This is a genomic window from Flavobacterium endophyticum (assembly GCF_003634455.1).
GTDB classification, from domain to species: Bacteria; Bacteroidota; Bacteroidia; order Flavobacteriales; family Flavobacteriaceae; genus Flavobacterium; species Flavobacterium endophyticum.
In genome coordinates this window covers 1,610,424-1,631,569 of record NZ_RBLC01000001.1, presented here as the reverse complement: position 1 = coordinate 1,631,569, position 21,146 = coordinate 1,610,424, and the positions used below count along the sequence as shown (strand labels likewise).

The following is a 21,146-nucleotide window of genomic DNA, read 5'->3' as shown; positions in this document are numbered from 1 at the left end:
ATTTTTGATTTTTGATTTCGGCCTGAAATCTGCAACCTGAAATCTATTTATATTCTTTCACGGCATCTACAAATGCTTTCGCATGGTCGACAGGAATATTTGGTAAAATTCCATGGCCAAGATTGGCAATAAATTTGTCCTTGCCAAACTCATTGATCATTTCTGTAACCATTTTTTTGATGGTCGGAATCGGTGAAAGCAGTCTTGACGGGTCAAAGTTTCCTTGCAACGTAATGTCTCCTCCTGACAAATATCTGGCGTTTCTTGGCGAACACGTCCAATCTACACCTAAAGCCGATGCCTTGCTTTTTCCCATTTCATTTAGGGCAAACCAACAGCCTTTCCCGAACACGATAACATGCGTTTCTGGAGCCAATGCTTCTACAATCTGATTGATGTATTTCCATGAGAATTCTTGGTAATCGACTGGCGAAAGCATTCCTCCCCAACTATCAAAAACCTGAACTGCATTCACACCTGCTTTTACTTTTTCTTTCAGATAAGCAATGGTCGTATCGGTAATTTTCTGCAATAAAACATGAGCTGCTTCTGGATGCGTGAAGCAAAATCCTTTGGCAGTATCAAAACTTTTAGATCCTTTTCCTTCCACGGCATAACAAAAAATCGTCCATGGAGAACCCGCGAATCCAATCAACGGAACCTCATCATTCAGCATTTCTTTCGTCAGCTTAATAGCATCCATCACATAACCCAAGGTTTCATGAATGTTCGGGACAATTACTTTTTCTACATCTTGAGGCGTTCTAATCGGATTCGGTAAAAACGGACCGACACTTTCTTTCATCAAGACTTCGATTCCCATTGCCTGCGGCACTACCAAAATATCAGAAAACAAAATCGCGGCATCAGGTGCAATTCTTCGAATGGGCTGTACTGTGATTTCTGCTGCTAATTCTGGTGTCTGGCAACGCGTAAAGAAATCATATTTATCACGCAATGCAATAAATTCCGGTAAATATCTTCCGGCCTGACGCATCATCCAAACTGGCGGACGTTCTACAGTTTCTTTATTTAGGGCTCTTAGGAAAAGGTCGTTTTTTATCATTTTTATTTACTTTAGGCTATAAGCTCTAGGCTTTAAGCTTTCATTTATGACTTAAATTTTGCTTAAGGCGTAATGCCTAAAGCTTTTTGTTATAATAATTTATGGCTTGAATAATCACATTCTCAACGGTCTGCTGTTTTGCGATTATTATTTTGTCAGTTATTTTTTCTAAAGCTGCTGCTGTTGTCGTTCCGATACAGAAGCAGTTTTGGTTTTCAATTTTATTGTCTTTTAAATAGCTTTGGACTCCTGACGGGCTAAAAAAAAGTAATGCGTCTGCTGGTGAATTTATTTTTTGTGGCGTCAATTTTGTTTCATATACTTCGATTTCTTGAAGAACTATATCGGATTTCTTTAAGGTTTCTGGCAATGTTTCTCGTCTTAGATTTCCAGAGAAAAAAACAAAACTTTCTTTTTGAAAATCATGTACGATGACTTCTGATAATTCCGAAGCATATTCTCTTGAAACTGCAACTTTATAGCCGTTTTCTTCTAATAACGTTCTGGTTTTTATCCCGACACAAAAGACTTTTTTATCTTTCAGGCCTTTTGCTTTTTCATTTTTTAGAAAACTTTTTACGGCATTTTGGCTCGTAAAAATCATGTTTTCAAAAGAACCTTCCAGTTCAAAATCTTTCCTTACAATTTCAATAAAATCGGCTTCGATGACAGAGAAATTGGCATTCAGCAAAAACTGCTTCTGGTTGGGAAGTAATTTTTTAGTGGATAAAATTCGAATTGGTTCAGGCATCGTACTGACGTTTTAAAGAAAAGACTATTTCTTTAGGTCTCTCTTGATTATTTCCATCAGTTCTTGACCACCATTCACTAGAATTTCAAGTGCTGCTTCTTGTCCAAAGTTTTTATAGTGCGTTACTTCTACTGTTTTTTCTATTTCGATTTTTTCTTTTCCATCTATTGAAAAAAGTACGCCTTCAAAACGGATTTTGTTGTCGATTACTTCTGCATAAGCTCCAATTGGCGCCGTACAGCCGCCTTCCAGCGTTTTCAAAAACTGACGCTCGATATGCGTACATATTTCGCTCTCGAAATGGTTCAATTTTGCTGTTGCTTCTTTGCAGAAATCATCATTGTCCATCGCAACGATAACCATCGCGCCTTGTGCTGGAGCAGGAATCATCCAATCAAGGACGGTATGATTTTCTGGCAAAAGTTCGATTCTTTCTAAACCGGCTTTGGCAAAAACAGCTCCATTCCAGTCATTATCTTTTAATTTCTGCAACCTCGTATTGACATTACCACGCAAATCGACCACCTGATGGTTTGGGTAGCGGTGCAGCCATTGTGCCTGGCGACGCAAGCTTCCTGTAGCAACAGTTCCGTTGGAATGCAGGAAATCTAAATTGCCTTTGTGTACTAAAATATCTTGATGATTGGCTCTTTTTAAGACTGCGGTCTGGACAATACCTTTTGGTAAAGCCGTCGGGACATCTTTTAAAGAATGCACAGCAATATCTACTTCGCCTTTAATCATGGCCATATCAAGGGTTTTCGTGAAAATTCCTGTAATTCCGAATTCGTAAAGTGGGATGTCAAGAATAACATCGCCAGTAGATTTCACGGCAACAATTTCTGTTTTATACCCTAAATCGTTAAGTTTTTTTTCAACTGTATGAGCTTGCCAAAGTGCTAATTGGCTGTCGCGGGTTCCTATTCGGATCGTTTTATTCATTTTTTGAAGCTTCAATCTGAAAAACTTTTTCAATCCATTCGATGCTTTCATCTACCATAGTATCATTGTCTTTTAGATGATTGGCAAAATGCGTCGTTATTTTTTGGATGATTCTTTTGCTGATGATTTCAGCTTGTTCTTCATCAAAATTACTGATTTTTTTTCGCTGGAAGCTCAATTCTGTATCTTTAATAGAATTCAGTTTTTCTTTTAGCGCATGAATCGTAGGCGCAAATTTTCTGCCATTTACCCATGTCGTAAATTCTTCCATCATTTCTTCAATAATCGCTTCGGCCTGAGGGATGTGTTTTTTCCTGTTTTCTAACGTAACATCCGTAATCTTAGACAAGTCATCTAAATGAACAACTGTTACGCCTGGAATGCTTTTGACATTGTCATGGACATTTTTTGGGATGGACAAATCCAAAATCAAAAGTGGCTTATTTATATCTAAAATGGCTTCATCAATCGTAGGATTGCTTGCTCCTGTTGCTACCACTAACACATCTGCTTTTGGAATTTCCAACGGCAGCAAATCATAGTCTTTTACAATCAGGTTGAATTTTCCAGCAATTTTTTCTGCCTTATCTTTTGTCCTGTTTATAAGAGTGATATGGTCGTTTTTGGTGTGTTTTACTAAATTTTCGCAAGTATTTCTCCCTATTTTTCCTGTTCCGAAAAGCAGGATGTTTTTAGTGCTGATATCAGCAATATTATTCATTATATATTGAACCGAAGCAAAGGAAACAGAAGTTGCTCCAGAGCTTAATTCGGTTTCATTTTTGATTTTTTTGCTAGTCTGGATGACCGAATTCACCAATCTTTCCATAAAAGCATTAGCCAAGCCTTGTGACTTTGCTTCAGAAAAACTTGTCTTTATCTGGCTGATGATTTCAAAATCACCCAAAATTTGGCTGTCCAATCCGGTTCCTACTCTGAAAATATGATTTATCGCTTCCTGATTTTTATATACGAAGCCTACATTTTGGAATTCTTCTACCGTTCCTTGGCTATTATTGCAAAGCAATTTGATCAACTGAAACGGATGCTCTGCAAAACCATAGATTTCGGTTCTGTTGCATGTGGAAGTAACAATCAAACTGCCGATCCCATCTTCTTTTGCCTGTTGCAAAACTGCGGATTTAGCTTCATTTCCTAAACTGAATTTCCCTCTAATCTCTGCATCCGCCTTCTTGTAACTCAATCCAACCGCATAGAAGTAGTGATGCTTTGACAAGTTATTTTTATTCATAGTGTTACCTTAAAATATCTTTTTGAAACGAAGCAAAAATCACAAAATGGATTTTCATTCGAACACCACAAAATTATACTTATACATTTTATAAAAGTAACGCTGAAAGTACTATTTATGTCGCTGTGAGATATTTTGATAATTTTAGCCATTATAAATTAGAAAAACTTTAAATTTGCAGTGAAATCAGCATTTGACAGCTTTTTTGTTTAGAACCATTCTAAATAAAAATCTTTCTGCTTTTCAAATTTACGAGAAAAAAAATACCGCTATGAGTTCACCCGAAGAGATCAAGATTGAAGACGATTTTATCATCATCCGATTTCAAAATGACAGCGATGAAACTTCCCATTTTGAGCGCGAAGTTAACGTGGATCTGATTCAGTTTCACTTTGGCATAAAAGGCCGGGCGAAGTTTATTTTCAACCAAGGACGCTATGCTCTCGACCTAAAAGAAGACCTTTCTCTTTTTCTGTATAACCCGCAAAAAGAGCTTCCAGTGCATTTGGAAATAGCGCCACATTCTTGGGTAATTTCTGTATTGATTTCTATTAAAAAATTCCACGGATTGTTTTCTTCAGAAGCGGATTATATTCCTTTTTTGAGTGAGGAAAACAAAGACAAAAAATATTATAAAGACGAACCGATTAGTCCGTCGATGTCGATTGTATTGAATCAGCTTTTCAATTTCAACCTACATCCGTCGATTAAAAATCTTTATTTTAAAGGAAAAGCATATGAATTGTTGAGCCTTTATTTCAATCGAAGTGAAGATCCAAATGCAGAACAATGTCCGTTTTTGGTAGATGAAGACAATGTACTCAAAATCAGAAAGGCTAAAGATATTGTTATTGCCAACATGGCCGAGCCTCCAGGATTGCAAGAACTGGCCGACCAAGTGGGCATCAATCTGAAAAAACTGAAAATGGGCTTCAAGCAGATTTATGGCGACAGTGTTTATAGTTTTCTTTTTGATTACAAAATGGAATTTGCTAGAAAATTATTAGACAGCGGTTCTTATAATGTCAATGAAGTCGGGCTCAAAATAGGCTATAGCACAGCCAGCCACTTTATCGCGGCGTTCAAGAAAAAATTTGGCACAACACCGAAAAAATACCTGATGTCGATTGCAGTAACCAGCTAATCAATTTTGCACATTAAACAATCAATAAAAAATAGTTAATCCAGTCTGTATAATTTATAACGGAGATTACTTTTACAAATAAAATTTTAAATAGTAACCCTGCCAGAGTTTGAAACTCTGACAGGGTTAGGAAAAAAAAACAAATTAGATGAAAGGCGTATTATTAGTAAACCTTGGCTCTCCCAAAAGTCCTGAGCCCAAAGACGTAAAACCATATCTTGATGAATTTTTAATGGACAAGTACGTTATCGACGTACCATTTCTTTTAAGAGCCTTATTAGTTCGAGGCATTATCTTGAGAAAACGTCCTGAAGAATCGGCTCATGCTTATAAAAAAATCTGGTGGAAGGAAGGTTCTCCTTTAATGGTTCTTTCTGAAAGGATGCACAGAAAAGTACAAGCAAAAACCGAAATTCCTGTCGCTTTGGCGATGCGTTATGGCGAAATGACAATTGAAAAAGGACTTCAAGAATTGCATGAACAAGGTGTTACCGAAGTATTGCTTTTCCCTTTGTATCCGCAATATGCGATGGCTTCAACATTGACAATTCTAGTTTTGGCAGAAGAAATCAGGAAGAAGAAATTTCCTCACATGAAATTTACTGATGTTCCAGCATTTTATAATAAACCAGACTATATCAAAAATCTAGCAGACTTAATGAAAAAACATTTGGAAGGATTTGATTATGATCAGCTCGTTTTCTCCTACCATGGAATACCAGAGCGTCACATCAGAAAAACAGATGTAACAAAATCACACTGTAAAATAGACGGTTCTTGCTGTTCGACTCCATCGGCAGCGCATGCGTTTTGCTACCGCCACCAATGTTATGAAACTACAAGACTTGTGGTCGAACAACTAAACATTCCAAAAGAAAAATACTGCCAGACGTTCCAATCTAGGCTTGCTGGTGACAAATGGCTGGAGCCTTATACTGATATCGAAATCAACAATATGCCGGCAAAAGGAATCAAAAAAATCGCCGTAGTAACACCTGCTTTTGTAACCGATTGCCTTGAAACTTTAGAAGAAATCGCCATGCGTGCTAAAGAAGATTTCGTAGAAAATGGAGGCCAAGAATTTTTGGCAATTCCGTGCTTAAACGATAACGATAGCTGGGTCGAAACCGTGACCAATTGGATTAAAGAATGGGCGTTTGCCGAAAAACTAGCCATCTGATATGGCCGTCACCTCAGAAGAATTAGGAACGCAGGACATCAAAAAACTGCTGATCAAGCAAGCCATTCCTTCTTCGGTCGGAATTTTGTTTATGTCGGTCAATATTTTGGTGGATACCATTTTTGTCGGCCAATGGGTCGGTTCTTTAGCGATTGCTGCTGTGACAGTTGTTCTTCCGATAACCTTTTTGATTTCTTCTTTAGGAATGGCAATAGGTGTTGGCGGCGGTTCGGTGCTTTCGCGAGCATTGGGTTCTGGCAATAAAGAAAAAGCCATTACCGTTTTTGCGAATCAGGTCATGATGACTTTCTGCCTTTCTTCTATTTTCGTGTTTCTCGGATTATTTTTCAGTGAAGAAATGCTGTTGCTTTTCGGAGCCAACGGAAACATCATGGAACCAGCAAAAGAGTTCTTTTTTCCTGTATTAATTGGAGTCCCTTTTTTAGCGCTCTGCATGATGGGAAATAATGTCATTCGAGCCGAAGGAAAGCCAAAATTTGCCATGGTATCGATGATTATTCCTGCCTTTGTAAACATACTTCTCGATATTCTTTTTATTAAATTTTTAGATATGGGAATCTTTGGTGCCGCCATGGCAACTCTTATTTCCTATACCAGCTGTTTTTTGTTTGTGTTATGGTTTTTTGTTTCCAAAAGTGAAATGAAACTGCACTTTCATCATTTTAGATTTGACAAAAAAATCATCCGAGAAATCACTTCCTTGAGCTTCGTGACTTTTTCAAGACAAGGAGTCGTCAGTATTTTGGCTATCATCTTAAACCATACATTATATACCTATGGTGGCGAACATTCTGTAACCGTTTATGGAATCATCAGCCGTATGCTGATGTTTGCCTTATTTCCTGTTTTGGGAATCACGCAAGCTTTTTTGCCTATCGCAGGATATAATTACGGTGCTGAAAATTACAATCGCGTCAAAGAAACCATTTTGACTTCTATAAAATATGCTGGATTTTTGGCCATCTTGATTTTTGTGATTATCTTATTCTTTGCTAAATCAATTGTTGCTGTTTTCACGACAGATACTAACGTAATTGCAGAAACTCCAAATGCTTTGCGATGGGTTTTTGCGGCTTCACCCATTATTGCCGTACAATTAATCGGGGCAGCCTATTTCCAAGCCGCCGGAAAAGCCAAGAAAGCATTATTCCTGACTTTAACCAAACAAGGCTTTTTCTTAATTCCACTGGTGCTTATCTTGCCGACATTTTTGGGTATTTTTGGCGTATGGGTTGCTTTTCCAATTGCTGATATCCTTTCCACAATCATAACAGGACTTTTCCTAAAGAAAGAAATGAACGAGAATTTAATCGAAACTACAGATGGAAAATTATTATGAGTATTTAAAATCCCTTCATTTGATTTTCGTAATCACTTGGTTTGCAGGATTGTTCTATATTGTCCGCTTGTTTGTCTATCAAATTGAAGCTTCGCAAAAAGCATCTCCAGAGAAAGAAATCCTGCAGAAGCAATACAAAATCATGACGTATCGCTTATGGTACATTATCACATGGCCATCGGCAGTCTTGGCTAGTATTTTTGCTTTTTGGATGTTGTTTTTTACGCCTCAAGGAAATTTTTGGTTGCAGCAATCTTGGATGCACGTAAAGCTTGGCTTTGTTTTTGCTTTGTATTTGTATCATTTAAAATGCCATCAGATATTCAAGCAATTGCAAAATGACGAGGTAAAACATACTTCAAATTTTATGCGCCTTTGGAATGAAGGTGCGACAATTATACTTTTCGCAGTAGTTTTTTTGGTAATTTTGAAAAATGCCGTCAACTGGATTTTTGGAGTAATCGGAATCATGCTGTTCTCCATAATCATCATGTTGGGCTTTAAATTTTATAAAAGAATTCGGGAAAGAAACCAGTCTTAATGCTGAAACCAATCAAAATAAAACGCCTGTCGCTTCGTGTCAGAATCTTCCTCTCGATGATTTTCCTGACCTTGATTTCGTCAATTCTGATGGCTTCTCTTTCGGTTTATCAGTTTAAGACCGCGGCAAAAGAATACCACGAAGAACGTCTCGAACGTCGTGAAACTGCTGTCAAAGAACACATCAATTACATTCTGAGCACGACAACTTATCCGCTGACTTCAGAAAACCTGCCTCTTATTTTCAAGGATGAAATTTACAAACTGGCCGACATTCATAGCTTGGCTATCAATATTTACAGTTTAGATGGGAAACTGCTAAAATCATCTAAGGCTTCTTTTACTGTTGATACGATCTTACCTCCGATTCCCAATTATATTTTGAAATTGGTGCAATCTTCTATGGACAAAAGGTATGTGGACGTACAAAGCATCGATGGAATGAAATTTCGCTCTTCGTATACGCAGATCAAGGATACAAAGTTTAAGCCTTTGGGCATCTTGAATCTTCCGTACATTCCAGATGACGGATTTTATGAGCGAGAATTGCGAAACTTTTTAATCAGCTTGGGCCAAGTATATTCCATCATGTTGATTGTGGCTTTTGTCTTGGCGTATTTCTTATCGAGCTACATTACCAAATTCCTAAAATCGATTACCGACAAGATTACGGAAACCCGATTCAACCAAAAAAACGAAAAGATTGAGCTCGAAGAAAGCAGCAAGGAAATTGCCTTGCTCGTTCATGCCTACAATTCGATGGTGGAAGAATTGGATGAAAGTGCCACAAAATTAGCCCAAAGCGAAAGAGAACAGGCCTGGCGCGAAATGGCTAAGCAAGTTGCCCATGAAATCAAAAATCCGTTGACACCAATGCGATTGACGGTTCAGAGTTTTCAAAGAAAATTTGACCCGAACGACCCTGATGTCAAGCAAAAAATGACGGACTATTCTAATACGTTGATTCAGCAGATTGATACGATGAGTTCGGTAGCCTCAGCCTTTTCAAACTTTGCTTCGATGCCTGCGCAGCAGAATGAAACATTAAATGTCGTAGATGTCGTACAGCTTACTTTGGATATTTTCAATGAAGATTATATCGAATTTCGAAGTGAAGAAAAAGAAATCATCACGATTATGGACCGTACGCAATTGATTCGTGTCGTAACCAATCTGGTGAAAAATGCAATCCAAGCTATTCCAGAAAATCAGGTAGAAAAATCAGTAGTTGTTTCTGTGAAAAAAGAAGAAAATCAAGTGCTGATCAGCGTCCAAGACAACGGGACAGGCATTGAAACAGATAACCTCAACCGAATTTTCGAGCCCAAGTTTACGACCAAAAACAGCGGCATGGGCTTAGGATTGGGAATCATCAAAAATATCATTGAAAATTATAATGGAACGATTACTTTTGAAACAGCTTCTGGAAAGGGAACTGTTTTTTGTGTTTTCCTTCCCATAATCAAAATGTAATGTTGCGAAACGAACAATAAAACAACCTTTAGATATGAATTACGAAAATATTTTAGCGACTTCTGAAAACGGAATCGCCACGATAACAATCAACAGGCCTACAAAATTAAATGCTTTAAACAAGGCAACTATTGAAGAACTGCATACCGCTTTTGACACCTTAGACAAAGATCATAGTGTACGTGTAATTATATTGACAGGAAGCGGCGACAAGGCTTTTGTTGCTGGAGCTGATATTTCTGAATTTGCCAACTTTTCGGTTTCGGAAGGAGCGGAATTAGCGGCAAAAGGACAATCGTCTTTATTTGATTTTGTAGAAAATTTAAAAACTCCAGTCATTGCTGCTGTTAATGGTTTTGCTTTAGGTGGTGGCCTAGAATTGGCTATGGCCTGTCATTTTAGGATTGCTTCTGATAATGCAAAAATGGGCTTGCCAGAAGTTTCTCTTGGTGTTATTCCAGGGTATGGCGGGACACAACGACTGCCTCAATTAGTCGGAAAAGGAAAAGCAATGGAATTAATCATGACTGCCGGAATGTTAACTGCCGAAGAAGCTAAAGCATCAGGATTAGTGAATCACGTTGTTCCACAGTCTGAATTAGTAGAATTGGCAACTACTTTAGCGCAGAAAATCATGAAAAATTCTCCGGTTGCTATCGGAATGGCAATCGAGGCAATCAATGCCAATTTCAAAGACGGTGTCGACGGCTATGCTGTCGAAATCAAAAACTTTGGTGATGCTTTTGGAACTGAAGATTTTAAAGAAGGAACAGGTGCTTTCTTAGAAAAAAGAAAGCCGGTCTTTACTGGAAAATAATAAAACAAAAAAGCCAGAATATAAATTCTGGCTTTTTATTATCTCTTTCCTTCGCATTCTGCAAAAAACTGTTCTAGGAATTTCTCCATATAGGCATGTCTTTCCTCTGCTATCGATTTTCCTGTTTTGGTATTCATCTTGTCTTTCAGCAACAGCAATTTCTCATAAAAATGATTGATTGTTGGTGAAACGGAATTTTTATATTCCTCTTTGCTCATGTTCAGGTTAGGAGCAATTTCCGGATTGTAAAGCGGCCTGTTTTTAAATCCACCATAATTAAAAGTCCTGGCAATACCAATCGCTCCAATCGCATCCAAACGATCGGCATCTTGCACGACATCGAGTTCAATGGAAGAAAACTTGCGTTCAAAATTTCCTCCCTTAAAAGAAATATTTTCGATGATGTTTACTACGTGGATGATTGTATCTTCAGAAACGTTTTGCTTTTCAAGAAACTCCCAAGCCAATTTCGGGCCAACGGTTTCATCTCCATCATGAAATTTGCTATCGGCAATATCGTGCAGCAAAGCTCCTAAGGCAACAATAGTATTATCGCAATTTTCATACTGAGCAATATTCAACGCATTGTTATAGACTCTTTCGATGTGAAACCAGTCGTGTCCGCCTTCGGCATCTTTAAGTTTTTCTTTTACGAAAGCAATCGTCTTTTCTATTAGTATCTTGTCCATAATTTATTTGAGAAAAAAAATCCTCTCTGTGAAGAAAGGATTCGATTATTATTTTAATGTTGCAGGTTCTACCCACTTAAAAATGTGGGATTCTGCAGGAATTACTAATCGTTCTGAAATCTTGGCCATCCTTGCCGGAAGTTTCATCAAGAAATCTCTGGCTTTTTCGGCTTCATCAGTCAATCCTGAAATTTTACCGATTTCCCATTTGTCCATCAATTTCTGCATGATTTCAATATAATCGGTAGCTGTATACACTCCGATTCTTTGTGCTGAATCTGAAAATTGTTCGAAAGCAGTACTTATCTTTTCACCCGATTCTCTCAAGAAATGAGCCGGCATCACAATTTTCTGCTTCATCATATATTGGAAAGCCAGCATCATTTCGCTCGGGTCTACTTGAAAAATTCTATTTACAAATTCAGAATAGGCATGATGGTGACGCATTTCGTCACCCGCAATCAGCTTGCACATTTTTGACAATTTGTTGTCTCCAAATTTCTTTGCAATTTGAGAAACCCTGTTGTGTGAAACATACGTAGCTAATTCTTGGAAACTCGTATAGACAAAGTTTTTATACGGGTCTCTTCCTGTTCCTATATCAAATCCGTCATTAATCAGATGCTGTGTAGTCATTTCAATCTCGCGCATATTCACACGACCTGAGAGATAAAGGTATTTGTTCAAAAGGTCTCCATGACGATTTTCTTCTCCGGTCCAATTTCTGACCCATTTAGACCAGCCATTTCCACCCTCATCAACTTGATTAACACCTTCCACATCCATAAGCCAAGACTCATACGTTGGAAGCGCTTCTTCAGTAATTGTATCGCCGACTAAAACTACCCAGAAATCATAAGGCAATTCTTTTGCAATCTCTCTTAATTCTTTTACGTCTTCAAAAAAGGTTTCTTTTTGAGAATCTGGCAAAAGGTCAGAAGGCTGCCATATCTTCTCCACAGGAATCAGATATTGATCAACGAACGTATCAATATTTTTCTCTAGAAACTGCATTACTTCTAGACGAATGTTTTTTATAGACATAATTTTAATTTTTTATTCCTTCAACTACAGCTTTTTCTGTCTCTTTCATCAATTCATCAAAAGGAACTTGTGCCACTGAAATTGGCTTATGAGCGGTAAAGGTAAGGCGATTTCCTAAACCTACAGGAAAAAAGCCATATTTAACAATTTTCCAAGAATTGTTTATGGTTATCGGAACTACAACTGCCGATGGTGCATTCTTGCATAAAATTTTCAATCCCGTCTGGGCGAATTCTTTAGGATTTCCGTCTTTGCTTCGGGTTCCTTCCGGAAAAATGACTGCTGCACGATTGTGTTTTTCAATATATTCCGCCAAGCCTTTGATTGTTGGTACAGCTTGTTTTGGATCTTTTCTATCTATTAAAACGGAACCTCCATGTCTTAAATTGTAAGAAACGCTTGGAATTCCTTTGCCTAATTCTTTTTTGCTAACAAATTTCGGATGCGATTTCCTGAAGAACCAAATGATGGCAACTATATCGTACATGCTTTGGTGGTTGGCGACAAAAATTACGGGAACTCCTTTAGGAACCAATTCTCTTCCTTCAACTTTATACGTTGTTCCCAGAAGATGCGTTGTCCTTAATAAGCATAAATTTAGGTAATCGACACTTTTTTTATGCGCCTGATACCCAAACACATTAAAACAAATCCACTGGATGGGATGAAAAATCACTAAAAACAATCCAAAAAACAGATAGTATACTGCCGAAATTGGGTATGAAATAAGTTTCTCCATAGTTATTATAATTCACCGCAAAAGTACTAATTATATTTTTGTTTATTTTAATTGAGAAATAGCAAAATTGTATCAAAAAATAACGCTTGCTACGTAGAAAAAAAGAACTATTTTTACGAAAAATAAGTGCCAATTATAAATGAAAGAAAAAATGAGTTCAGAGAAAGAAGCCAAATTGAAAGCGTTGCAACTAACGCTTGATAAATTAGATAAGACCTACGGTAAAGGTACCGTAATGAAGCTGGGTGACCGTGCTGTTGAAGAAGTAGAAACGATTTCATCCGGATCTTTAGGATTGGATTTAGCTCTTGGAGTGAATGGATATCCAAAAGGAAGAATTATTGAAATTTACGGACCTGAATCTTCGGGTAAGACCACATTAACTTTGCATGCGATTGCTGAAGCTCAAAAGGCTGGCGGTATTGCTGCTTTTATTGATGCGGAACATGCTTTTGACAGAAGTTATGCAGAAAAATTAGGCGTAGATGTAGAAAATCTTATCATTTCACAACCAGACAACGGAGAGCAAGCTTTAGAAATTGCAGAAAACTTAATCCGTTCTGGCGCAATTGATATTGTTGTAATTGACTCTGTTGCCGCTTTGACGCCGAAAAGCGAAATTGAAGGCGAAATGGGAGATTCAAAAATGGGACTTCACGCTAGATTGATGTCACAAGCCTTGAGAAAATTAACCGGAACAATCAGCAAAACGCATTGTACGGTTTTCTTCATCAACCAGCTTCGTGAAAAAATCGGTGTAATGTTCGGAAATCCAGAAACGACAACAGGTGGTAATGCCTTGAAATTTTATGCTTCGGTTCGTTTAGACATCAGAAGATCTTCGCAGATTAAAGATGGAGAAAACGTAATCGGAAACAGAACAAAAGTAAAAGTCGTAAAAAACAAAGTGGCTCCGCCGTTCAAGACAGCAGAATTCGACATTATGTATGGTGAAGGAGTTTCTAAAACTGGAGAAATTTTAGATCTGGCAGTAGAATTTGAAGTCGTGAAAAAATCAGGTTCTTGGTTCAGCTATGGCGACACCAAACTCGGCCAAGGTCGAGATGCGGTAAAAGCCTTAATCAAAGACAATCCAGAATTGGCTGAAGAATTAGAGCTGAAAATCAAATCGCTGATTAAAGAAAATAATAGTTAAAAATAAAAACCCGAAAATTTCGGGTTTTTTTATATCCAAACGCAACCTTTAGCATAAATCTTCATCTACACAATAAAGCATAAATAGTAATACAAAAAAATGAAAAAGTTAATTTCAATTTTATTTCTGGCAATTATCGCTGTCACTGTCTTTAGTTCCTGCGAATTAGGCGACGATGACAACGTTAATTACCACTTTGAACTGATTCCTACAGAAAGCGCAGTATTTCCTGAAAGTTTTGTCTTGGGACAGACGTATACCATAAAAGTGTATTATAAAAGACCTACAAGCTGTCATTTTTTTGAAGGCTTTTATTATGAAAGAGATTCAAATGTTAGAACAATAGCGGTACAGACAAGCGTTATGCACAGTGATTCTTGTACTGAATTAGATGAAGAACCTGTTGAGGCTTCATTTGATTTCTTGCCAACAAGCACCGGTTCTTACGTTTTCAAATTTTATCAAGGAAAAGATCAATATGGAAATAACCGTTTCTTGGAGTATGAAGTACCAGTAGTTCAACAATAATTTTTAATTTATACAGGAAAACTTTGGGTTTAGAACAACTCATATACGATTGCAGAGATAATGATACAAAAGCTCAAGAACAATTATATAAGTTGCTCTCTCCTAAATTGTTCAGTGTCTGCTTGAAGTATTCGCGAAATTATGTGGAAGCCGAAGATAATCTCCAGGATGGGTTCCTGATTATCTTCAGCAAGATAGGACAATTTAATTTCAAGGGTTCTTTTGAAGGCTGGGCAAAAAGAGTAATGGTGAACAATATCCTGCAAAAATATCGAGGCAGTTCTGTTTTTGAAATCGTAAATGATACTATTCCTGATGAAGCAGAAGTTGAGATTGATGATGAAAATGTGACACTTGAATTTTTAATGAAAATTATTCAAGAATTACCCGACCGGTACCGATTGGTTTTTAACTTGTATGTAATGGACGGCTATTCGCATAAAGAAATTGCCGATATGCTTGACATCACAACAGGAACAACAAAATCAAATCTTGCACGTGCAAAAATGATTTTAAAAGAAAAAATAGAAGCTCAGGCCCGAAACGGAAATTATACAGCAGCAAAATGAGTGAGAAAAAAAATTTAGAACGGCTTTTTCAAGAAAAGTTCAAGGACTTTGAAGCGACACCTTCGCCTGCAGTCTGGGACAATATAGAAGCCGAACTTAGGAAGAAAAAGAAGAGAAGAGTCATTCCATTATGGTTTAGGCTTTCGGGTGTTGCCGCAATATTGCTTATCGGATTCGTAATCGGAGATGGATTAATCAACAATTCTTCGGAAACTGATAACGGAGTTGTAAATCAAGAAAAAAACAATTCAAATAATGGCGGGACAAACGAATTAGTTCCTATGAAAAGCCCTGTAAAAAGCAACGAAGTTGTTACTGAGGCTGAAAATACGGATTTAGAAAAAAATACATCATCAAAAAACGAATCAGAAGGTACAAATGCAACACAAAACAGACCTGACAAGTCTAATGCATTAGAAAGAAACTATGTAAAAAACAAAGCAGTTGCTACCCAAGATAATACCGACAGCAACAATGCAAAAAAGGACAATATCATAAAAAACAGGACTAATAAAAGCATAAGTAATTTTAAAAATCAGACCTTAAAAGACAACAATACAGGCCTTGCCAATCAAGAAACTGTTAATAAAAAGAATACTCAAGGTGATAATACGAGCACTATCGCAAATTCTGGAAATAAAGAAAATAGTTCTGAAAAACTACTTAATGAGAATGCAAGTAATAAAAACAAAGCTTTAGCCAATCAAGAAAATCTGAACGGAAACGAAAAGCAGCTTGCTTCAGTTGAAAAAAAACAAAATGACAACGTTCAGAAAAATGACAAGACCATACAAAACAAAAATCTGATCGATAAAAATCAAAATAACACTTCTCGAATTGCTTTTAATACTGACGCTTTCGAGAAACAAAAAAAAGATTCGGCAGCTGTTGCTACTGTCGAACCTAATCCGCTGGAAGAATTGCTAAAAGAAAAAGAAAAAAAACAACAAGCGGTTACAGAAACTAAAGTAAATAGGTGGCAAATTACGTCCAACGTAGCCCCTATTTATTTTAGCTCTGCTTCCAACGGTTCCCCTATCGCCCAGCAATTTGCAGATAATAATAAAAGCTACGACAAGAACCTTAGTTTTGGCGTAGGCGTTAATTATGCATTAAACAAAAAATGGTCTGTCCGTGGCGGAATCAACAAATTAACTTTGGGTTATAATACAAATGATATTGTGTATTATGCAGGCTTGTCGGATGTTAATTCTAGAGGTATTATGGCTTCTAGCAACATCCAAGAAAGTTCTTCTGCCATAGTTATAATTGTAGAAGACAATACGGCCACGAACTTGGTCTCATTTGATGATGTTCCTGGAAAAAAAGCCGGACATCTAAACCAAACGATGGGCTATGTGGAAGTTCCTGTAGAACTTTCGTATAAACTTATAGATAGCAAATTTGGAATAGAGTTAATCGGGGGAATGAGTACGCTGTTCTTAAACGAAAACAGCCTGTCTGTAGTATCGCCTGGTATGACGACTAGTATAGGAAAGGCATCGAATTTGAACGATGTTTCTTTTACCTCTAATATCGGAATTGGATTTAAATATAAATTTTGGAAATCATTTGAAGCGAATGTTGAGCCAAAGTTGAAATACCAAATCAATACATTCAGCGAAAATGCAGGAGGATTTAAGCCTTATTTTATAGGCTTGTATTCCGGAATAAGTTTTAACTTTTAGATTAGTTGGTTTTATAGTTTAGTTAGGTTCGTCATTACTTAATACGTTAATGACAGAAAAAGGCGTCGTGGTTAGGCGCTTTTTTTGTGGCCAAATTTCAAGAGTTGCTGATAAATAATCTCTCTCACTACTTCTCGAAGTTCTTTGATTTCTTTTTTATCGCCCACATCTTTCCCTTTTGTTTCTATAAAATGATGGATTTTTGCTCTCATCAAACCTGGGCTTCCGCTCAAAAAAGTATATGAAAATCTTTTTTTGTTATCTGCGAATGTCATAGGAACAATCGGAATCTGATGTTCTAGTGCTAATCTAAACGCACCGTCTTTGAATTCATCCAAGAGCACCGATTCGTCATCAGGAACACCGCCTTCTGGAAAAATGCAGATGCTCAATCCTTGCTCCAATCTTTTTTGGGCACGGTTAAATACTTCCATTCGGCTTTTAGAACTGCTTCTATCTACCAAGATGCACGTCCTTTTATAAAAAAATCCGAATAGCGGAATCTTGGCCAATTCTTTCTTTCCCACAAAAACAAATGGGTTGCGTACGAGTGCAAGCATCAGCATGATATCCGTCATCGATGTATGATTCGATACAAGCATATAACTTTTGCCTTCTTCAAGTTCCTGCTCACGCTCTACTTTATAATAAAAGCCCATTCCGAAAAGAATGATTTTAGCCCAAATCCTAGCCAAGACAAAGAAATAAGGATACCATTTTTCTTTTAAGATAGAAACTAGCAAAAAAGGAAGCATAATGATAATGGGAAGTCCCATCAAAAAATAGAACCAAATTCTCCAAAGGACCCAAAAAAATATTTTAAAAAGACGCATGCAGAATGTGTATCATAAGATTGCTTTAGAGGACAGAAGTTGATTCTTAAATTTTGTTTTCCAAATGTAAGAATTCAAACCTTACATTTTGCTAAAACATTTACCTTTGCAGAAATTAAGTTATTATGTCAAAAATACTCACAGGAATTCAAAGCACGGGAACGCCTCATCTAGGAAATTTGCTAGGAGCGATTATTCCGGCTATTGAATTATCAAACAAGCCAGAAAACGAAACTTTTCTTTTTATTGCCGATTTGCATTCTGTTACGCAGATTAAAAATGGAGAAACATTACGCCAAAACACGTACAGTACAGCTGCAACGTGGCTTGCCTGTGGAGTCGATATAAACAAAGTGATCTTTTACCGCCAATCGGATGTTCCTCAAACAGCAGAGCTGTCTTGGTATTTGAGCTGTTTCTTTCCATACCAAAGATTGACTTTGGCGCATTCGTTTAAAGACAAAGCCGATAGATTAGATGATGTAAACGCAGGTTTGTTTACCTACCCGATGCTTATGGCCGCAGATATTCTTTTGTATGATGCAGAATTCGTTCCTGTCGGGAAAGACCAATTGCAGCATATCGAAATAACGCGTGATGTGGCTTCCCGTTTTAACCATCAGATGGGAGAAACTTTTGTCTTGCCAGAATCGTATCTTCAAGAAGACACGAAATATGTTCCTGGAACCAATGGCGGCAAAATGAGCAAATCGGCAAACAATATCATCAATATATTTTTGGATGATAAGGCTCTTCGCAAACAAGTAATGTCGATCGAAACCGACAGCACGCCTTTGGAAGAACCAAAAAATCCAGATACCTGCAAGATTTTTGCTATTTATAAGTTGCTTGCTAATGAAAGCCAGTTAGCAGAAATGACCGAAAAATATAAAAATGTAAATCGTGATTTCGGTTGGGGCCATGCCAAGCAGGCTTTATTCGAATTGATTCTTGAAAGATTCAAAGTCGAAAGAGAAAAATACAATTACTACATGAATAATCTGGAAGAAGTTGACAAAGCGTTATTTCAAGGTGCTGAAAAAGCAAAGGCCGTAGCCAATGTAGTTTTGGAAAGAGTACGAAAAAAATTAGGATATTAGTTAAGAGCCCCGCAATAGCGGGGTTTTTATTTTTAAACAGCTTCAAATAATTTTCCTGGCAAAGGACGAACAACTCCCTTTAATTCCATATTTAAAAGCAGAGACGATATTTTATAAATTGGGAAATTGCACTCCAAAGCAATGATGTCCATCAATTCTTTACCTCTTGCCTGCAGATAATTATAGATTATTTGCTCTTCATAATCCAATTCCACAAATAATTTCTTTTGGACAGTATTTGTCTTTTCAGGGTCTAAATCCCAGTTTAATATATAAATCAGGTCTGCGGCGGAGGTAAGCAAATGGGCTTTTTGGGCCTTGATCAAGTTATTACAGCCTTGGCTGTATTTATCTGTCGCTCTTCCGGAAAAGGCAAAAACATCTCGATTATAATCATTTGCCATATTTGCAGTTATCAAAGAGCCTCCTTTTTCTGCCGATTCGATGACGATGGTCGCTTCAGACATGCCGGCTACAATTCGATTACGGCGCACAAAATTTTCTTTGTCAGGATTAGAAGTACTCCAAAAATCAGTCATGAAACCGCCATTTTCTTGCATCTTGGCTACATACTTTTTATGGATTTTAGGATAAATCTGGTTTAATCCATGGGCAACAATTCCTATAGTCTGCAGATTATGTTCCATTGCTGCTTGATGTGCAACAATATCAACTCCATAGGCAAAACCGCTTACGATCACAGGATCTAACGGAGCTAAATCTGAAATTAGTTTCCTACAAGATTCAATTCCATAAGAAGTAATTTGGCGTGTTCCGACTATGCTGATTATCTTTCTATTTTTTAGATTGAAATTTCCTGAAGCGAACAACAAGACTGGACTATCAATGCAATGTTTTAGCTTTTCGGGATAATCTTCATCTTGAAAGTAAAGGACCTCGATTGCATTGGCTTTAAGAAATCGCAGTTCGTCTTCTGCTTTTTTAAAAACAGATTTATCTTTAAGATTTTTGATCAAAACGCTTCCAATACCGTCAATACATTCCAATTTTGACGCCTTCGATTGGAAGACTTCTTTGGCGTTTCCAAAGTGAGTGAGCAGTTTTTTGGCAACAACATCGCCGACCAATTCTACTTTTTGTAGGGCTAATAGATAAAATAATTCTTCTTCGTGCATGGCAAATAATTGAATTTCAAAGAAAAGACTTTTTGTTGAGATTGTTAATAAAATTTGTTGATAAAATTTTGACCTGACTAATGAATAAGTAACTTTGTTTCTATGAAGATTGAATTTTACATCTCCCAACTTTTGTATCGATACCAATGTGTCGCTGTTCCTGGTTTTGGTGCTTTTCTTACCGAAATCCAATCGGCGAGGCTTAATGAAAGCGCTATGGCATTTTATCCGCCAAGGAAATTGGTTTCTTTTAATTTTCATTTGAAAAACAATGACGGATTGCTTGCGAATCACATCTCGCAATATGAAAAAATCTCTTACGAAGAGGCTATAAAAAACATCGAAGCAGCAGTTGCTGGTTGGAAATTTGCCTTGCAGCAAGGCCAAGCTATCCTCTTAAAAAACATTGGACAACTGTCGTTAAATTCAGAACAAAATCTTGTTTTCGAGCCTTCAGATAATTTGAACTACTTGACAGATTCTTTTGGATTAAGCACATTCGTTTCTCCAAAAATCCAAAGAGAGGTTTATAAGGAAGAAGTAGAAGCTCTAGAAGAAAAAGCTCCTATACTTTTCACTCCTGAAAGAAGAAGTAATACTTCCTATCTTAAATATGCTGCTATTTTTGTCCTTGGACTTGGAGCAGCTGGATTTTTTGGAAACAACTATTACCAAGAAAAGATTAATTCTGAAAACCTGATCGTGCAGCAAGCCGTTCAGAAAAAAGTACAAGATAAAATACAAGAAGCTACTTTCTTTATTGAAAGTCCGCTACCAGCTGTAAAACTTACTATCAAAGAAGAAAAACTGGCTTACCATATTGTTGCAGGTGCTTTTAGAAATGAAGAAAATGCACAAAAAATATTCGAAAAGCTAAGCGCTAAAGGTTACAAAGCACGAAGAATAGCGCAGAACAAACACGGTCTTCATCCTGTGCTTTACGGAAGTTTTTCAAACTATGCAGAAGCTCAAAAAGCAATGTCAAAAATTCAAAAAACAGAAAATCCTGAAGCCTGGCTTCTGATTCAAGAATTATAAAAAATCAATCCCGACTCGTTCGGGATTTTTTTTTTGCTTTGAAAAATTTTATTGCTCCAGAAGCTATATGATTTACTAGCATATCTGTTACCTTTGCAAAA

Annotated in this window: 21 protein-coding genes; 12 read left to right on the top strand and 9 right to left on the bottom strand. The window is 37.1% G+C overall.

Going from position 1 to position 21,146, the window contains the following annotated elements; all coding sequences use genetic code 11:
- Window positions 1-43 precede the first annotated feature (43 nt).
- The 4 genes from hemE to hemA form a co-directional block, all read right to left on the bottom strand.
- Entirely contained in the window at window positions 44-1,066 is a 1,023-nt protein-coding gene (gene hemE, locus CLV94_RS07475) for a uroporphyrinogen decarboxylase (protein ID WP_121375778.1), read from the bottom strand.
- A 76-nt stretch (window positions 1,067-1,142) separates the two neighbouring features.
- A complete protein-coding gene (locus tag CLV94_RS07470; RefSeq protein ID WP_121375777.1) occupies window positions 1,143-1,817 on the bottom strand; it encodes a uroporphyrinogen-III synthase in 675 nt (224 codons plus the stop codon).
- 24 nt (window positions 1,818-1,841) lie between these two features.
- Window positions 1,842-2,759, bottom strand: coding sequence for a hydroxymethylbilane synthase (gene hemC, locus CLV94_RS07465; protein WP_121376263.1), 918 nt, complete (start codon window positions 2,757-2,759; stop codon window positions 1,842-1,844).
- Entirely contained in the window at window positions 2,752-4,011 is a 1,260-nt protein-coding gene (gene hemA, locus CLV94_RS07460) for a glutamyl-tRNA reductase (RefSeq protein WP_121375776.1), read from the bottom strand. The genes hemC and hemA overlap by 8 nt, the downstream gene beginning before the upstream one ends.
- 271 nt (window positions 4,012-4,282) lie before the next feature.
- Between hemA and CLV94_RS07455 the strand changes: the two genes are divergently transcribed.
- The 6 genes from CLV94_RS07455 to CLV94_RS07430 all read left to right on the top strand — a co-directional run bounded on the left by CLV94_RS07455 (window position 4,283) and on the right by CLV94_RS07430 (window position 10,525).
- Window positions 4,283-5,155: an AraC family transcriptional regulator gene (locus tag CLV94_RS07455; RefSeq protein WP_121376262.1), complete on the top strand. Its 873-nt coding sequence runs from the start codon at window positions 4,283-4,285 to the stop codon at window positions 5,153-5,155.
- A gap of 148 nt (window positions 5,156-5,303) precedes the next feature.
- Window positions 5,304-6,335: a ferrochelatase gene (gene hemH, locus CLV94_RS07450; RefSeq protein WP_121375775.1), complete on the top strand. Its 1,032-nt coding sequence runs from the start codon at window positions 5,304-5,306 to the stop codon at window positions 6,333-6,335.
- 1 nt (window position 6,336) lies between these two features.
- Window positions 6,337-7,695 (top strand): MATE family efflux transporter, encoded by a 1,359-nt coding sequence (locus tag CLV94_RS07445; RefSeq protein WP_121375774.1) that lies wholly within the window; start codon window positions 6,337-6,339, stop codon window positions 7,693-7,695.
- A complete protein-coding gene (locus CLV94_RS07440) occupies window positions 7,679-8,236 on the top strand; it encodes a CopD family protein (RefSeq protein ID WP_121375773.1) in 558 nt (185 codons plus the stop codon). Before CLV94_RS07445 ends, CLV94_RS07440 begins: the two co-directional genes overlap by 17 nt.
- A gap of 56 nt (window positions 8,237-8,292) precedes the next feature.
- Window positions 8,293-9,708 (top strand): sensor histidine kinase, encoded by a 1,416-nt coding sequence (locus CLV94_RS07435; protein WP_121376261.1) that lies wholly within the window; start codon window positions 8,293-8,295, stop codon window positions 9,706-9,708.
- Window positions 9,709-9,742: 34 nt separating this feature from the next.
- Entirely contained in the window at window positions 9,743-10,525 is a 783-nt protein-coding gene (locus CLV94_RS07430; protein ID WP_121375772.1) for an enoyl-CoA hydratase/isomerase family protein, read from the top strand.
- 38 nt (window positions 10,526-10,563) lie between these two features.
- Here CLV94_RS07430 and CLV94_RS07425 read toward each other — a convergent pair whose 3' ends face one another.
- Genes CLV94_RS07425 through CLV94_RS07415 form a run of 3 tightly spaced genes read right to left on the bottom strand, consistent with a single transcriptional unit; the run spans window position 10,564 to window position 12,997 of the window.
- Entirely contained in the window at window positions 10,564-11,214 is a 651-nt protein-coding gene (locus CLV94_RS07425) for an HD domain-containing protein (protein ID WP_121375771.1), read from the bottom strand.
- A gap of 48 nt (window positions 11,215-11,262) precedes the next feature.
- A complete protein-coding gene (locus CLV94_RS07420; RefSeq protein ID WP_121375770.1) occupies window positions 11,263-12,258 on the bottom strand; it encodes an acyl-ACP desaturase in 996 nt (331 codons plus the stop codon).
- Window positions 12,259-12,262: 4 nt separating this feature from the next.
- Window positions 12,263-12,997 (bottom strand): lysophospholipid acyltransferase family protein, encoded by a 735-nt coding sequence (locus CLV94_RS07415; RefSeq protein ID WP_121375769.1) that lies wholly within the window; start codon window positions 12,995-12,997, stop codon window positions 12,263-12,265.
- A gap of 151 nt (window positions 12,998-13,148) precedes the next feature.
- On the opposite strand from CLV94_RS07415, the gene recA reads away from it, so the two are divergent.
- The 4 genes from recA to CLV94_RS07395 all read left to right on the top strand — a co-directional run bounded on the left by recA (window position 13,149) and on the right by CLV94_RS07395 (window position 16,938).
- Window positions 13,149-14,153, top strand: a complete 1,005-nt coding sequence (recA, locus tag CLV94_RS07410) for a recombinase RecA (protein ID WP_121376260.1) — start codon at window positions 13,149-13,151, stop codon at window positions 14,151-14,153.
- A 99-nt stretch (window positions 14,154-14,252) separates the two neighbouring features.
- Window positions 14,253-14,681 carry a hypothetical protein gene (locus CLV94_RS07405; protein ID WP_121375768.1) on the top strand — a complete coding sequence of 143 codons (429 nt, stop codon included), beginning with the start codon at window positions 14,253-14,255 and terminating at the stop codon, window positions 14,679-14,681.
- Between the two features lie 23 nt (window positions 14,682-14,704).
- Window positions 14,705-15,250, top strand: a complete 546-nt coding sequence (locus CLV94_RS07400) for an RNA polymerase sigma factor (RefSeq protein ID WP_121375767.1) — start codon at window positions 14,705-14,707, stop codon at window positions 15,248-15,250.
- The gene (locus tag CLV94_RS07395) at window positions 15,247-16,938 is read left to right on the top strand and encodes an outer membrane beta-barrel protein (protein ID WP_121375766.1); all 1,692 of its coding nucleotides are present in this window, start codon (window positions 15,247-15,249) and stop codon (window positions 16,936-16,938) included. Before CLV94_RS07400 ends, CLV94_RS07395 begins: the two co-directional genes overlap by 4 nt.
- Window positions 16,939-17,009: 71 nt before the next feature.
- On the opposite strand, the gene CLV94_RS07390 is transcribed toward CLV94_RS07395, so the two are convergent.
- Entirely contained in the window at window positions 17,010-17,771 is a 762-nt protein-coding gene (locus tag CLV94_RS07390; RefSeq protein WP_121375765.1) for a lysophospholipid acyltransferase family protein, read from the bottom strand.
- Window positions 17,772-17,896: 125 nt separating this feature from the next.
- Here CLV94_RS07390 and trpS point away from each other — a divergent pair, with 125 nt between their 5' ends.
- Window positions 17,897-18,871: a tryptophan--tRNA ligase gene (trpS, locus tag CLV94_RS07385; RefSeq protein ID WP_121375764.1), complete on the top strand. Its 975-nt coding sequence runs from the start codon at window positions 17,897-17,899 to the stop codon at window positions 18,869-18,871.
- 32 nt (window positions 18,872-18,903) lie between these two features.
- Here trpS and dprA read toward each other — a convergent pair whose 3' ends face one another.
- A complete protein-coding gene (dprA, locus tag CLV94_RS07380) occupies window positions 18,904-20,007 on the bottom strand; it encodes a DNA-processing protein DprA (RefSeq protein ID WP_121375763.1) in 1,104 nt (367 codons plus the stop codon).
- A gap of 102 nt (window positions 20,008-20,109) precedes the next feature.
- On the opposite strand from dprA, the gene CLV94_RS07375 reads away from it, so the two are divergent.
- Window positions 20,110-21,045 carry an HU domain-containing protein gene (locus CLV94_RS07375; protein WP_121375762.1) on the top strand — a complete coding sequence of 312 codons (936 nt, stop codon included), beginning with the start codon at window positions 20,110-20,112 and terminating at the stop codon, window positions 21,043-21,045.
- The last annotated feature ends 101 nt before the right edge of the window (window positions 21,046-21,146 follow it).

Coding starts and splice junctions, on each gene's coding strand:
- hemE (WP_121375778.1), bottom strand. CDS start 1,066: ATGATAAAAAACGACCTTTTCCTAAGAGCCCTAAATAAAGAAACTGTA.
- CLV94_RS07470 (WP_121375777.1), bottom strand. CDS start 1,817: ATGCCTGAACCAATTCGAATTTTATCCACTAAAAAATTACTTCCCAAC.
- hemC (WP_121376263.1), bottom strand. CDS start 2,759: ATGAATAAAACGATCCGAATAGGAACCCGCGACAGCCAATTAGCACTT.
- hemA (WP_121375776.1), bottom strand. CDS start 4,011: ATGAATAAAAATAACTTGTCAAAGCATCACTACTTCTATGCGGTTGGA.
- CLV94_RS07455 (WP_121376262.1), top strand. CDS start 4,283: ATGAGTTCACCCGAAGAGATCAAGATTGAAGACGATTTTATCATCATC.
- hemH (WP_121375775.1), top strand. CDS start 5,304: ATGAAAGGCGTATTATTAGTAAACCTTGGCTCTCCCAAAAGTCCTGAG.
- CLV94_RS07445 (WP_121375774.1), top strand. CDS start 6,337: ATGGCCGTCACCTCAGAAGAATTAGGAACGCAGGACATCAAAAAACTG.
- CLV94_RS07440 (WP_121375773.1), top strand. CDS start 7,679: ATGGAAAATTATTATGAGTATTTAAAATCCCTTCATTTGATTTTCGTA.
- CLV94_RS07435 (WP_121376261.1), top strand. CDS start 8,293: ATGATTTTCCTGACCTTGATTTCGTCAATTCTGATGGCTTCTCTTTCG.
- CLV94_RS07430 (WP_121375772.1), top strand. CDS start 9,743: ATGAATTACGAAAATATTTTAGCGACTTCTGAAAACGGAATCGCCACG.
- CLV94_RS07425 (WP_121375771.1), bottom strand. CDS start 11,214: ATGGACAAGATACTAATAGAAAAGACGATTGCTTTCGTAAAAGAAAAA.
- CLV94_RS07420 (WP_121375770.1), bottom strand. CDS start 12,258: ATGTCTATAAAAAACATTCGTCTAGAAGTAATGCAGTTTCTAGAGAAA.
- CLV94_RS07415 (WP_121375769.1), bottom strand. CDS start 12,997: ATGGAGAAACTTATTTCATACCCAATTTCGGCAGTATACTATCTGTTT.
- recA (WP_121376260.1), top strand. CDS start 13,149: ATGAGTTCAGAGAAAGAAGCCAAATTGAAAGCGTTGCAACTAACGCTT.
- CLV94_RS07405 (WP_121375768.1), top strand. CDS start 14,253: ATGAAAAAGTTAATTTCAATTTTATTTCTGGCAATTATCGCTGTCACT.
- CLV94_RS07395 (WP_121375766.1), top strand. CDS start 15,247: ATGAGTGAGAAAAAAAATTTAGAACGGCTTTTTCAAGAAAAGTTCAAG.
- CLV94_RS07390 (WP_121375765.1), bottom strand. CDS start 17,771: ATGCGTCTTTTTAAAATATTTTTTTGGGTCCTTTGGAGAATTTGGTTC.
- trpS (WP_121375764.1), top strand. CDS start 17,897: ATGTCAAAAATACTCACAGGAATTCAAAGCACGGGAACGCCTCATCTA.
- dprA (WP_121375763.1), bottom strand. CDS start 20,007: ATGCACGAAGAAGAATTATTTTATCTATTAGCCCTACAAAAAGTAGAA.
- CLV94_RS07375 (WP_121375762.1), top strand. CDS start 20,110: ATGAAGATTGAATTTTACATCTCCCAACTTTTGTATCGATACCAATGT.